This window comes from Methylobacterium sp. J-076 (assembly GCF_022829405.1).
Lineage (GTDB): Bacteria > Pseudomonadota > Alphaproteobacteria > Rhizobiales > Beijerinckiaceae > Methylobacterium.
This window is the reverse complement of record NZ_JAKSXW010000143.1, coordinates 189661-202153: the sequence shown is the minus strand read 5'-3', so window position 1 is coordinate 202153 and position 12493 is coordinate 189661. Positions and strand designations below refer to the sequence as shown.

At 71.9% G+C, this 12493-nt stretch carries 14 protein-coding genes; 7 read left to right on the top strand and 7 right to left on the bottom strand.

What is annotated here, in order from left to right; all coding sequences use genetic code 11:
- Positions 1-205 precede the first annotated feature (205 nt).
- Positions 206-1069 (bottom strand): acyl-CoA thioesterase II, encoded by an 864-nt coding sequence (gene tesB / locus MKK53_RS20495; protein ID WP_409564385.1) that lies wholly within the window; start codon positions 1067-1069, stop codon positions 206-208.
- A gap of 128 nt (positions 1070-1197) precedes the next feature.
- Here tesB and MKK53_RS20490 point away from each other — a divergent pair, with 128 nt between their 5' ends.
- Entirely contained in the window at positions 1198-2463 is a 1266-nt protein-coding gene (locus MKK53_RS20490; RefSeq protein WP_243930598.1) for an FAD-dependent monooxygenase, read from the top strand.
- Between the two features lie 273 nt (positions 2464-2736).
- Here the strand turns inward: MKK53_RS20490 and ppa are convergent, their stop codons facing one another.
- Positions 2737-3270, bottom strand: a complete 534-nt coding sequence (gene ppa, locus MKK53_RS20485; RefSeq protein WP_243930597.1) for an inorganic diphosphatase — start codon at positions 3268-3270, stop codon at positions 2737-2739.
- A 105-nt stretch (positions 3271-3375) separates the two neighbouring features.
- A complete protein-coding gene (locus MKK53_RS20480) occupies positions 3376-3882 on the bottom strand; it encodes a GNAT family N-acetyltransferase (protein ID WP_243930596.1) in 507 nt (168 codons plus the stop codon).
- A gap of 164 nt (positions 3883-4046) precedes the next feature.
- Here MKK53_RS20480 and MKK53_RS20475 point away from each other — a divergent pair, with 164 nt between their 5' ends.
- Genes MKK53_RS20475 through MKK53_RS20465 form a run of 3 tightly spaced genes read left to right on the top strand, consistent with a single transcriptional unit; the run spans position 4047 to position 5453 of the window.
- Complete coding sequence (locus MKK53_RS20475; RefSeq protein WP_243930595.1) at positions 4047-4772, top strand: tyrosine-protein phosphatase; 726 nt, start codon at positions 4047-4049, stop codon at positions 4770-4772.
- A 52-nt stretch (positions 4773-4824) separates the two neighbouring features.
- Positions 4825-5007 (top strand): type II toxin-antitoxin system HicA family toxin, encoded by a 183-nt coding sequence (locus tag MKK53_RS20470; RefSeq protein ID WP_243930594.1) that lies wholly within the window; start codon positions 4825-4827, stop codon positions 5005-5007.
- 35 nt (positions 5008-5042) lie between these two features.
- The gene (locus MKK53_RS20465) at positions 5043-5453 is read left to right on the top strand and encodes a type II toxin-antitoxin system HicB family antitoxin (RefSeq protein ID WP_243930593.1); all 411 of its coding nucleotides are present in this window, start codon (positions 5043-5045) and stop codon (positions 5451-5453) included.
- A 4-nt stretch (positions 5454-5457) separates the two neighbouring features.
- On the opposite strand, the gene MKK53_RS20460 is transcribed toward MKK53_RS20465, so the two are convergent.
- Positions 5458-6312 carry a prephenate dehydratase gene (locus tag MKK53_RS20460; protein WP_243930592.1) on the bottom strand — a complete coding sequence of 285 codons (855 nt, stop codon included), beginning with the start codon at positions 6310-6312 and terminating at the stop codon, positions 5458-5460.
- Positions 6313-6325: 13 nt separating this feature from the next.
- Positions 6326-7069 (bottom strand): 3-deoxy-manno-octulosonate cytidylyltransferase, encoded by a 744-nt coding sequence (locus tag MKK53_RS20455; RefSeq protein WP_243930591.1) that lies wholly within the window; start codon positions 7067-7069, stop codon positions 6326-6328.
- A gap of 258 nt (positions 7070-7327) precedes the next feature.
- On the opposite strand from MKK53_RS20455, the gene MKK53_RS20450 reads away from it, so the two are divergent.
- Together MKK53_RS20450 and MKK53_RS20445 are read left to right on the top strand one after the other, a co-directional pair.
- On the top strand, positions 7328-8302 hold the full coding sequence (locus MKK53_RS20450; RefSeq protein WP_243930590.1) for a c-type cytochrome: 975 nt from the start codon (positions 7328-7330) through the stop codon (positions 8300-8302).
- Positions 8303-8884: 582 nt separating this feature from the next.
- Positions 8885-10069 (top strand): multidrug effflux MFS transporter, encoded by a 1185-nt coding sequence (locus MKK53_RS20445; protein ID WP_279599150.1) that lies wholly within the window; start codon positions 8885-8887, stop codon positions 10067-10069.
- Here the strand turns inward: MKK53_RS20445 and MKK53_RS20440 are convergent.
- Entirely contained in the window at positions 10056-10577 is a 522-nt protein-coding gene (locus tag MKK53_RS20440; RefSeq protein ID WP_243930589.1) for a GNAT family N-acetyltransferase, read from the bottom strand. The two genes, MKK53_RS20445 and MKK53_RS20440, sit on opposite strands and share 14 nt — an antisense overlap.
- A gap of 133 nt (positions 10578-10710) precedes the next feature.
- On the opposite strand from MKK53_RS20440, the gene MKK53_RS20435 reads away from it, so the two are divergent.
- Positions 10711-11325, top strand: a complete 615-nt coding sequence (locus MKK53_RS20435) for an NIPSNAP family protein (protein WP_243930588.1) — start codon at positions 10711-10713, stop codon at positions 11323-11325.
- Between the two features lie 13 nt (positions 11326-11338).
- Here MKK53_RS20435 and MKK53_RS20430 read toward each other — a convergent pair whose 3' ends face one another.
- Positions 11339-12448 carry a microcin C ABC transporter permease YejB gene (locus MKK53_RS20430; protein ID WP_243930587.1) on the bottom strand — a complete coding sequence of 370 codons (1110 nt, stop codon included), beginning with the start codon at positions 12446-12448 and terminating at the stop codon, positions 11339-11341.
- Between the last annotated feature and the right edge of the window lie 45 nt (positions 12449-12493).

Here is a 12493-nt window from a genome sequence, read left to right as displayed (position 1 = left end):
CTGCGGTTGTGCTGACCTATTCAAGGACTGTGCCAGGGAGCTTGGCCATGGACCACCGCCGGTTCCGGCGACCTGCCTGGAAATTAGTCGCGGAACTGCCTCAAAAACGCACAGACCACGAATTCGAGTGCCTCGATACTGGGCATGATGGCCAGCGTTTGTGTGCGGCGCCGCGAAAGGCGCCCGGCACGTCTCAAGGCTCCGCTTAATCCAACCGGGGTCGGATCAATCCTTCCTGCGCGACGGAGGCGACGAGGCGGCCGTCCCGGTCGAAGATCTGGCCCCGGGCGAACCCCCTGGCTCCGGCGGCGGCCGGGCTGTCCTGCGCGTAGAGCAACCACGCGTCGGCCTTGACCGGCCCGTGGAACCACAGGGCGTGATCGAGGCTCGCCGCCTGGACCTGCGGATCGAACACCGAACGCCCGTGCGGGATCAGCGATACGTCCAACAGCGTCATGTCGGAGGCGTAGGCGAGGACCGCCCGGTGCAGGGCGTCGTCGTCGGGCAGCGAGGCCGCCGCCCGGAGCCACACGTTGAAGACCGGCTCGCGACCCTCCCCGCTGCGGTAGCGCCGCAGGTCCACCGGGCGCAGCTCGATGGGCCGGGGCCGGGCGAAATAGGCGGCGATCGCCTCCGGCAGGGCGAGCCCGGCCGCCGCGGCGATCTCGCGGGCCCCGGGCAGCCCCTCCGGCCCCGGCACCGGCGGCATGGCCGGCAGGTGCGTGAAGCCGTCCTCGACGATCTGGAAGGAGACCGTGGTGGCGAAGATCGCCCGGCCGTTCTGGATCGCCTTCACCCGGCGGGTGGTGAAGCTGTGGCCGTCGCGCAGGCGCTCGACCTCGTAGACGATGGGCACCCGGGGATCGCCCGGCAGCAGGAAGTAGGCGTGGAGGGAGTGGACCGGCCGGTCGGCGGGGACCGTGCGGGTCGCCGCCACCAGGGCCTGGGCCACCACCTGCCCGCCGAACACCCGCCGCCAGCCGGTCTTGGGGTTCTGCCCGCGGAACAGGTCGGTCTCCAGCCGCTCCAGGTCGAGGATGGCGATGAGTTCGGCGACCGCCTCGGTCATCGCGTCGGTGTCGGCATCGGACATTCGAGGGGGGATCCGCCGCCCTGGGGTTTCCGTTCGGGCTTCGGATGCGACATAGGCTGAGGCGTCCGCGCGGTCCACGGGCTGCGGAGCACACGGAGAATTCGATGACGGCCAGCGCGCTTCCGCCCGCCCGGACCGGCACCCGGCCGGGCACCCGCACGGTGCTGATCGCCGGAGGCGGCCTCGCGGGGCTGACCCTGGCTCTGGCGCTCAAACACGCCAACGGCGCGGCCCTGGACGTGCGCGTCCTCGATCCCGGCGGCGCCCGGGCGGAACGGCACCGGGGCCGGGCCTACGCCGTCGCCGCGGGCGGGCGGCGGATGCTCGCCCGGCTCGGGGTCTGGGACGGGATCGCGGGGGCGGCGGAGCCGATCACCCGGATGGAGATCAGCGACAGCCGCCTCGCCGATCCGGTGCGGCCGGCCTTCCTGAGCTTCGGCGACACGCCGGGCGGGGCGGAGGAGCCCTTCGCCCACATGGTGGAGGCCGAACCCCTCGGCGCAGCGCTCCTCGCAGCCTGCGCCGAATCGGGCGTTACTATCCAGCCGGCGGCGGTGACCCGGGCGGCCTGCGCGGGCGGGCGCATGGTGGCGGAGCTGAGCGGGGGCGAGCGGCTCTCCGCCGACCTCCTCGTGGCGGCGGACGGCGCCCGGTCCCGGCTGCGGGAGGCGGCGCGGATCGGCTGGGTCGGGTGGTCGTACCCCCAGGTCGGCATCGTCGCGACCATCGGCCATGCCCGCCCGCACGGGGGCCGGGCCTTCGAGCATTTCCTGCCCTCCGGCCCCTTTGCGATCCTGCCCCTGCCGGATGGCGGCGCCCTCGGCCACCGCTCCTCCATCGTCTGGACGGAGCGGAAGGCGGATGCCGGGGCGCTGCTCTCCGGCGGGCCGGACGAGGTGCTGGGGGAGATCGGCCGCCGCTTCACCCACGATCTGGGGGACATCGCCCTGGAGCGGGGCCCGCACAGCTACCCGCTGTCGCTCGGCATGGCGCGGGCGTTCCAGGCCGAACGCCTCGCGCTCCTGGGGGACGCCGCCCACGTCATCCACCCCATCGCCGGGCAGGGCCTCAACCTCGGCCTCGCCGACGCGGCCGCCCTCGCCGACGGCGTGACGGATGCGATGCGCCTCGGCCTCGATCCCGGCGCCCCGGACGTGCTGCGGGCCTACGAGCGGGCGCGCCGTTTCGACACCTTGGCCATGGCGGCGACGACGGACGGGCTCAACCGCCTGTTTTCCAACGACGCCCTGCCGCTCCGCCTCGCCCGGGACCTCGGCCTCGGCCTCGTGGACCGGCTGCCGGGCCTGAAGGGGCTCTTCATCCGCGAGGCGGCGCAGCAGCGGGACAGCGTGCCGCGGCTGATGCGGTGATCCGGGGCCGCGTCCCTCCCCCGTCCTGGGGGGCATGCGGTCACCGGCGGCCCATCCGCCCCCTCATCCTGAACGTTCGACCGAGAAGCCCGCGCCTCGAGCCGTCATCCTGCGCGAGGCGACAACACCCAGGGGCGCGGGACGTTTCCGACCGGGGTGCGTACGTGGTTCGCGTCACGTCGTCCGCGATGACGGAACGGACGAGGATCGTTCCGGCCGGACGCTCACCGGGAGAGGAGGGTGAACGACCGTCCCTGCGGGAGAAGCTCCCCGTCAGCCCTTCTTCTTCGCCCTGTCCAGGCCCTCGTGGATGAGGCGATGCGCCTCTTCCTTGTCGCCCCAGCGGACGAACTTGACCCACTTGCCGGGCTCCAGATCCTTGTAGTGCTCGAAGAAGTGCTGGATCTGCTGGATCGTGATCTCCGGCAGGTCGGTGTAGTTCTCGACCCGGTCGTAGCGCTTGGTCAGGTGGCGCGAGGGCACCGCGATGATCTTCTCGTCCTCGCCGCCCTCGTCCTGCATCACCATCACGCCCACGGGGCGCGCGCTCATGATCGCCCCCGGCACCACGGCGCGGGTGTTGGCGATCAGCACGTCGCAGGGGTCGCCGTCGCCCGACAGGGTGTGCGGGATGAAGCCGTAGTTCCCCGGATAGAACATCGGGGTGTAGAGGAACCGATCGACCACGAGGGCGCCGGATTCCTTGTCCATCTCGTACTTGATGGGCTCTCCGCCGAGCGGCACCTCGATGATGACGTTGACGTCATGCGGCGGATTCTTGCCGATCGAAATCGCGTCGATGTTCATGGGGTCTTGCTCCCTGAGGCGGATGGTGCCGCGCTGGGGGTCTCATAGCCACGCGCGCGCCCGCTGCAAATTGCCCTTACGTCACGAAATGGGAAAACCGTTCGCTCAGGCGAAGACGTACCCCACCTTCGGCAGGGTGATGCCGGCGACCCGGTCCGGCACCAGCGGCCCGCGCGTTCCGCCGAGACTTTCATAGAAGGCGGCGGCGCGAATATTGTCCTCGAGGGTCCAAACGCCGAGGCGCCCGAGGCCGTGATCGCCGAGATCGTTGTGGACCGCCCGGAACAGCCGGCGGCCGAGGCCGAGGCCCTGGTACTCGGGCAGGAGGTAGAGTTCATCCACCTCGCCGTCGGTCCCGAGGGCCCGGCTCCGCGCCCGCCCGTAGGACGCGTAGCCGACCACCAGTTCGCCGGTCTCCACCACCGCGATCGGCCGCCCGCGGTTGAGGGCGGCCCGCCACCACGGGCGCCCCCGCACGGAGATCATCCGTTCCAGGGCGACGCCGGGGATGATCCCGCGATAGGCCTCGCGCCACGCCGCATCGAACACCCGGGACAAGCCGCCGAGGTCGCCCTCCCGGGCACGGCGGATGCTCGTGGTGCGCGTGCTCATCGGCTCGGCCTCCCTTGTTTCCCCGGCTGACAACCCGTGGACCCGCCGCAGGTTCGCCGCAGATCCGGGCGGAGTGGAGGCAAGAACGGCGCCGTTTGCGCGCAGCCCATTTGCCCCTCCCCCGGCCGGCTGGTACAGGCCGATCCCCGCCTTCCGGACCCATCGTGCTCAAACGTTTCCTCAAACCCGAGACGCGCTACGCCCGCCGCATGGCCCGCATCGCCCGGTTCGAGCGGCCGATCGGCGGCCCGGGCAGCCGGCTCTTGGCCTGGGCGAACATGCTGCTCGTGGACCACGGGGTGTTCCGCCTCGCCTACCTCAACCGGCACCGGGTCGGCCGGGGGCAGGTCTGGCGCTCGGCCCAGCCCGGCCCGCACCAGCTCGCCCGGTTCCGCGCCGAGGGCGTCCGCACCGTCATCTCCCTGCGCGGAGGGCGCGAGCACGGCTCGTGGCCGCTCCAGCGCGAGGCCTGCGAGCGCCACGGGCTGACCCTGGTGGAGTTCGTGCTGCGCTCCCGGGAGGCCCCCGACCGGGAGACCATCCTGGCCGCCAAGCGCTTCTTCGCGGGGATCGAGTACCCCGCGGTGATGCATTGCAAGTCGGGTGCGGACCGGGCCGGCCTGGCGGCGGCGCTCTACCTGATCCTGCACGAGGGCCGCCCCGTGGCCGAGGCCGCGCGCCAGCTCTCGGCCCGCTACGGGCACTTCCGCTTCGCCAAGACCGGCATCCTCGACGCGTTCTTCGCCCGCTACCTGGCCGAGGGCGAGCCCCGGGGCCTCGACTTCCTCACCTGGGTCGAGACCGTCTACGACCCCGACGCCCTGAGGCGCGACTTCCGGCCGGGCTTCTGGTCCGACGTGGTCGTGGACCGGGTGATTCGGCGGGAGTAGGCGGCTTGCCGAACGGGCGGTCGGCGCTCACATTCATCGGGGCAAGGGGCGTGTGACGGACTCGCGGGATCTCGTTCGCCTCCTCGAACAGGATGGCTGGATCTGGCATTCGACGACCGGAAGCCATCGGCACTTCAAACATCCGGTAAAGCCGGGCAAGATCACCGTCCCTCACCCCAAGAAGGACATGCACCCGAAGACCGTGCGATCGATCCTCAAGGCGGCGGGCCTTTGACCCGGAGGCCGCCCCGGCGACAGGATGCAGACGTCATGCCCTACATCGCTTTTGTTCATCCTCCCTCGGACGGCTCCGAATGGGGGGTGACGTTTCCCGATATCGTGGGATGCGTATCGGGCGGCCCGAGCTTCGAGGCTGCCGTCGATGCCGCACGGGAGGCCCTGGCCGGTCATCTGGCCTTTCTCGCGACGGAGGGCGACCCTCTGCCCCCGGCCCGCAGCTGGGCCGACATCCAGGCCGACCCGGCGACGGCCGCAGAGGCGGAAGGCGCGATCACACAGCTCATCCTGCCCGGTGGGCCGACAGAGGCGCGGGTGAACATCGACGTCGCGATCGACGAGCGGGTGCTTCGGCTCACCGATGCAGCGGCGCGGGCGCGCGGCGTCAGCCGCTCGGCCTTCGTGGAGGCGGCCCTGTCGGCCGCCGCCGAAGCGTCCCTCTGAAGCCCTACTCCCCCGGCGGCCGGGCCGCCTCGCGGAACGGGTGGGCCGGATAGGTGCCCACGATCCGCACCTCCCGCGAGAAATAGCCGAGCTCATCCAGCGCCCTGCGCAGGCCGGGCTCGTCGGGGTGGCCGTCGACCTCGGCGTAGAATTGCGTGGCGGTGAACTCGCCCTCGATCATGTAGCTTTCGAGCTTCGTCATGTTCACGCCGTTCGTGGCGAAGCCGCCCAGCGCCTTGTAGAGGGCGGCCGGGATGTTGCGGACCCGGAACACGAAGCTCGTGACGCAGGCGCCCTCGCCCGAGGCCACCTCCGCCTCCGGCGACAGCACCACGAAGCGCGTGGTGTTGTGGGCCGCGTCCTCCACGTCCCGCGCGAGGATCTCCAGGCCGTAGACCTCCGCCGCCAGGGCCGGGGCGAGGGCCGCCCGGGTCCGGTCGCCCGCCTCGGCGATCTCCCGCGCCGCGCCGGCCGTGTCGCCGCTCACCACCGAGCGCAGGCCGAGCCGCCGGATGATTCGCCGGCACTGGCCGAGCGCGTGGACGTGGCTGTGGACGCTCTTCAGCCCCTCCACGGCCGTGCCCGGCAGCGCCATCAGCTGGAAGTGGATCGGCAGGAAGTGCTCGGCCACGATGTGCAGGGGCGAGGTCGGGATGAGGTGGTGGATGTCGGCCACCCGCCCGGCCAGGGAATTCTCGATGGGGATCATCGCCCGGTCGGCCCGGCCCTCGGTCACCGCCGCGAAGGCGTCCTCGAAGGTCGGGCACGGCAGGGGCGTCCAGTCCGGGTAGGCCTGGGAGCAGATGATGTGCGAGTTGGCCCCGGGCTCGCCCTGATAGGAAATCGTTCGCTGCGGCATCGTCTCTGGGGTTTCAGTTGAGGCGGCGGCGCAGCATCAGCGCCCGCGCCTTGTCGAGGTCGGCGGGGGTGTCCACGCCGAGCGGCAGGTCGTCGACGACCATCGCGTCGATCCGCATGCCGGCCTCCAGCGCCCGCAACTGCTCCAGCTTCTCGCGGGTCTCCAGCGCGCCCGGCGGCAGGGCCACGAAGCGCACCAGCGCCTTCCGGCGGTAGGCGTAGAGGCCGATATGGTGCCAGAGCGGCCCGGGACCGTACGGGGCGCGGGCGCGGGTGAAGTAGAGGGCGCGCAGGCGGCGCGGCCCGACCTCGTGGCCCACGATCTTCACGACGTTGGGGTTGTCCGCCTCCTCCGGGTCGGTGATCGGCGCGCAGAGGGTGGCGATGTCCACCGTCCGGTCGGCGAGGGGCAGGAGGGCCGCGGCGATGATCGCCGGATCGATGGTCGGCAGGTCGCCCTGGACGTTGACGACCACATCGTGCCGCCCCTCGGGATCGATACTCTCCAGGGCCTCGGCGAGGCGGTCGGAGCCGGAGGGGTGGTCGGCCTGGGTCATCACCGCGAGGCCGCCCGCCGCCTCGATCACCCGCACGATCTCGGGGGCATCGGTCGCCACCACCACGGGGCCGATCCCGGCCTCCACCGCCCTGCGCCAGACGTGGAGGATCATCGGCTCCCCCGCGATGTCGGCCAGGGGCTTGTTCGGCAGGCGGGTGGCGGCGAGTCGCGCCGGGATGAGCACCAGGGGATCGGACATGGCTTTGCGGATCCGCGGAAGGGGTGGGTCCATATCAGGCCGGGGGCTGGTTGTCGTCCCCGGCGCCGCGGCGATACCCAGCGGTGACAATACCGGCAAAGTTCTGCAGGAGCACCGCCCCCGCGACCCTGCGTTCGGCACCCGCGGCATTGTCAAGGTCGGCCAGAAGCGGCTAAGGCACCCTCGAAGCCTTCCAGAGTGCGGCGGTATGGCCCGGTCTGCCCGCACAGGCGCGGCCCGGAGGACGTAGAGAGGCCCATGAACTCGTTCGAGGTGAACAAGATCGCCGGCGCCGTTCTCGGTGCCCTGCTGTTCGCGGCCGGCTCCGGTTTCTTGGCCGAGCTGATCTACCACCCGAAACCCGCCGGCAAGGCGGGCTACGACCTGCCGGAGGCCCAGGCCGAGAAGGCGGCGGCCCCCGCCGAAGCGAAGGTCGAGCCCATCGCCGTGCGGCTCGCCAGCGCCAACGCCGAGAAGGGCCAGGGCGGCACCAAGGCCTGCCAGGCCTGCCACAGCTTCGAGAAGGGCGGCCCGAACAAGGTCGGCCCGGACCTGTGGGACGTCGTGGAGCGCAAGAAGGGCGCCCACGAGGGGTTCGACTACTCCGCCGGCCTGAAGGAGAAGGGCGGCACCTGGACCTATGCCGACCTGGACGAGTTTCTGACGAGCCCGAAGGCCTACATCAAGGGCACGAAGATGGGCTTCGCCGGCATCGCCGCACCGCAGGAGCGGGCGAACGTCATCGCCTACCTGCACACCCTGTCGGACAGCCCGAAGCCGCTCCCCGCCGCCGAGAAGGCCGGGGACCCGCCGGCCGCCCAGCCCGCTGCGGCGAAGGCCGAGGACAAGCCGGCCCCGGCCGCGCCCGCCGCCAAGCCCGCCGCCGACAAGCCCAGCGCCGACAAGCCGGCCCTGAACAAGGGCTCGGAGGGCAAGGAGTCGCCGGCCAAGCCCGCCGACCTCGGCACCGCCAAGCCGGCGATGGAGAAGCCCGCCGGCAGCCCCCGCCCCGAGGGCAACGGCAGCGACCGCAACGCCCCGAGCCCGCCCGCCAACGCCCGTGACGGCGACCAGCAGGGCCAGCCCTCGAGCGTGATCCCGGCCGAGCCGACGGCGCCCGCCGCCCCGGCGACGACGCTGCCGCCGTCGCAGCCGAATCCCGAGGCGGTCGACAAGGCCAAGGAACTGGACATCCAGGTCCCGCAGAAGGACGACACGTCGGGCCCGAAGTAAGGTCCCCGATCCGCGGGTGGCCGGGGGAACGCCTGGCCGTTCCCGGGCGGGGGTGTTCTCACGTCCACAATCGCCCTCGTCCTGGGCGTCCGGCCGGGACGTGGTTTTCACGGGAGCGGCCCCGCACCGAGAGGGGCGCCGGTTCCCCTCCCCCCTGTCTCGTGCGCGAGCCCCGCCGACATTCCCTTCGTGGCGGCGGGATGCTTAGGCGAAACCACCGCGACGGTGAGGGGACGTTCCGGATAAGGCTGCTGCGGCAGGCCCCATCACCCCCGGCTGCCGCCTCTCCGTGCGACGCGGGGGCGCCGCGGCCCTCTCCCCGCATCCGTGCAGCCTGAGGTCTGAGCCGGCATCGAGCGGCGGCCCCGACGATGGCCCCGAGCGCGCCAGCCGCCTGGAAGACCCGGGCGAGGTGGCTTCGCCGCCCCCGAGCCGAGAGCGAGGGTGGGCTGTCGCGCGCCGTGTGCCGGCGCACGCGAAAACACACTATCCCGTTGCCCATACCGGGTGACTTGATGCTTAAGCGGCATTCCACTTCACCGAGAATGCTCTTTGCCGCCGGGACGCGCAGAGGAAGGCCCTTTGCCCGACGACACACCCGAACGACCATCCCCCCGGCGGGCGCCCCTCGCGCTCCTCGTCGCGGTGACGATGACCGGCACGGTGGCGCTGCACATCTTCGTCCCGGCGCTCGCGGTGGCCGCGGCCGAGCTCCACGCCGATGCGGCCGGCATCCAGGCGACGATCACTGTCTACCTCGTCGGCCTCGCGGGCGGGCAGCTGCTCTACGGCCCCCTGTCCGACCGGTACGGCCGCCGCCCGGTGCTGATCGCCGGCCTCGGCCTCTATCTGGCGGGGCTGCTGCTGGCGATTCCCGCGCCGAATCTCGGCGTCCTGCTGGTGGCGCGCGCGATGCAGTCCCTCGGCGCCTGCTCCTGCCTCGTGATCGGCCGGGCGATGGTGCGGGACGTCTCGACCCGGGAGGACGCGGCCAGCAAGCTGGCGATCCTCGTCACGGCGATGACGCTCACCCCCGCGCTCGCCCCGGCGATCGGCGGCGTGGTGAGCCAAGCCTTCGGCTGGCGGGCGGTGTTCGTGCTGCTGGCGGGTGTCGTCGCCGTACTGGGCGCCCTCGTGGTGCTGACCCTGCCCGAGACCAACCGGCACAAGGTCGCCCTGCCGGGGTTCGGCGCCGTCCTCGCCGCCTACCTGCGCATCGTCCGCGTCCCGACCTCCCGGGCCTACCTCGTCGCCGGGGGCTGCGCCGGGACGAGCCTCTACGCCTTCCTGGCGGTGGCGCCGTTCCTGCTCGTGAACCGGCTCGGGCGCTCGCCGCAGGAGGTGGGGTTCGATTGCCTGCTCGTCGTGTTCGGCATGGTCGCCGGGGCGGTGCTGGCGAGCCGGATCGCCCGGCGGGTGTCGATCCTGTGGGCGGCCCGGAGCGGCAACGTCGTCTGCATCGCCTCGGCCCTGGCGCTGCTCGCCGTGGACCGCTCGGGGATGCTGAGCGTGGTGAGCCTGATCGTCCCGCTCTTCGCCTACGCGGTCGGCGTCGGTCTGCTCAGCCCCAACGCCGTCGCCGGGCTGATGAACGTCGATCCGCACGCGGCGGGCTCGGCATCGAGCCTCTACGGCTTCACGCAGATGACCTTCGGTGCGGTGTTCACCGTCGCGGCGACGGCGTGGCCGGCGACGTCCGCCACGCCGGTCGCGGTGACGCTGCTCGGCGCCGGGCTCGTGGCCGCCCTGGCCCTCAGGCGCGGGTGAGGCGCGACGCCTGCGCCGGCTCGACCGGGCCCTGGAGCCCGGCGGCGTAGCCCTCCGACAGCTCCAGCCACAGGAGCCGGGCGGGATCGACCGGGCCGGGCATGACGAGGCGGCCCGGCGGCACCGGGGTGAAGCCGAACCGGGCGTAGTAGGGCGCATCGCCCACGAGGATCACAAGCCCGTCGCCGGCCGTCCGCGCCGCCTCGATCGTCGCCCGGGTCAGGGCCGACCCGATCCCGCGGCCCGCGAAGCTCGGATCGACGGCGAGGGGCCCGAGCATCAGGAAGCCCTGCCCGCCGGCCCGAACCGGGCTAATCCGCACCGATCCCACGAGGAAGCTGCCCACGGAGGCGGTGACGCCGAGATCGAACCGGTGCGCATTCCCCTCCCGCAGGCGGTAGGCGGTGCGCGCGAAGCGGCCCGGCCCGAAGGCGCGGGCCTCCAGGCGGGCGATGGCGGGGGAATCCTCCGGCCGCTCCGGGCGGACGACGAGGGAGAGTGTGGTCACGGCGCGCGCGCCTCCGGGGAATCGTGAGCCGCGTAACAGTGTGGAGGCGCGGCGGCAAACCGGATCCGAACGGGCCCGGGCGGCTTGTCCCGGTCGAAGCCGGTCCGGAACCGACCGCCGGAGGGAAACCGCCATGCTGTACGAACTCGCGAGCCTGTCCTGCCACCTCCTGGCGGTGGGGAAGGTCGCGCAGGGCGCGGCGGCCTGGGCGGAGGATCCGGCGGCCGGCGGCACGCTGCTCGGCTGCTGGCGCACCGAGATCGGCCCCCTCGGCCGGGTGATCGTCCTGCGCGGCTATTCCCAGCCCGAGGACATGACCGTCGAGCGCCGCCGCGCCCTGATGAGCGAGGATCCGTTCCGCGGGGGCGGCGCCATCACCGCATTGGAGATGGACAGCTACGCGCCCTTCCCCTTCCTGCCGGAGGCCCGGCTCGACGGGCGCGGGGGCATCTTCGAGTTCCGCACCTACCGCCTGAAGCCCGGTGGCCTCCCCCCGACGCTGGCGGCCTGGGAGGCGGCGATGGAGCCGGCGCGGGAGTACACGCAGCACCTCGTGGTCAATCTCTACGCCCTCGACGGCCCGCCGCGGATCACGCACATTTGGGCCTTCGACAGCCTGGAGCAGCGCGCCCGCCTGCGCGAGGCGCACTACGCCAACGGGACGTGGCCGCCCAAGGGCGGGCCGGACCAGATCGCCGAGGCGGTCTCGGTGATCGCCCTGCCGATGGCGGGGCCGGCGAAGGGCTGACCCGCCCTGGCTCTCACGTCGCCCGCGCGGAGAAGTCGATGCGCGGGTCGATCCAGACATAGATCAGGTCGGAGAGCAGGTTCACCGCGAGACCGATCAGCGAGAAGATGTAGAGGGTGGCGAACACCACCGGATAATCCCGCCCGACGATGGCGCGGAAGGAGAGTTCCCCGAGGCCATCCAGGGAGAAGATCGTCTCGATCAGCAGCGAGCCGGTGAAGAAGGCCGAGATGAAGGCGCCGGGGAAGCCCGCGATGACGATGAGCATCGCGTTGCGGAAGACGTGCCCGTACAGCACCCCACGCTCGGAGAGGCCCTTCATCCGGGCGGTGAGGACGTATTGCTTGCGGATCTCGTCCAGGAACGAGTTCTTGGTGAGCAGCGTCGAGGTGGCGAAGGCGCCGATCACCAGGGCGGTGAGCGGCAGGGCCATGTGCCACGCGTAGTCGGTGACCTTGTGCCAGGGGGTGAAGCCGTCCCAGCCCTCGCTGGTGAGGCCGCGCAGGGGGAACCACTGGTAGAACGAGCCCCCCGCGAACAGGATGATCAGCATCAGCCCGAACATGAAGCCCGGCACCGCGTAGCCGACGATCACCACCGCCGAGGTCCAGCGGTCGAACCGCTCCCCGTCCTTCACCGCCTTGCGGATGCCCAGCGGAATCGAGATCGCGTAGGACAGGAGCGTCATCCACAGGCCGAGCGAGACCGAGACCGGCAGCCGCTCGCGGATCAGCTGGATCACGCTGACATCGCGAAAATAGCTGCGGCCGAAATCGAAGCGGACGTAGTTCCACAGCATCAGGGCGAAGCGCTCGGGCGCCGGCTTGTCGAAGCCGAACTGCTTCTCCAGCTTGGCGATGAACTCGGGGCTCAGCCCCTGCGCCCCGCGATAGCGCGAGTTGGCGGCGCCCCCGCCGCTCCCGCTGCGGGCGCCGCCGCCGCCGAGGTCGCCGTTGCCGCCGGTCACGCGGGAGAGCGCGCCGTCGTTCTGGCCCTGCATCTTGGACAGCACCTGCTCCACCGGGCCGCCGGGGGCGAACTGCACGATGGCGAAGGTGATCAGCATGATGCCGAACAGGGTCGGGATCATCAGGCCGATCCGGCGCAGGATGTAGCTCAGCATGGCGTGTGGCCGTTCGAAGGAATCGCCCGCTCCCCTCCCCACCCC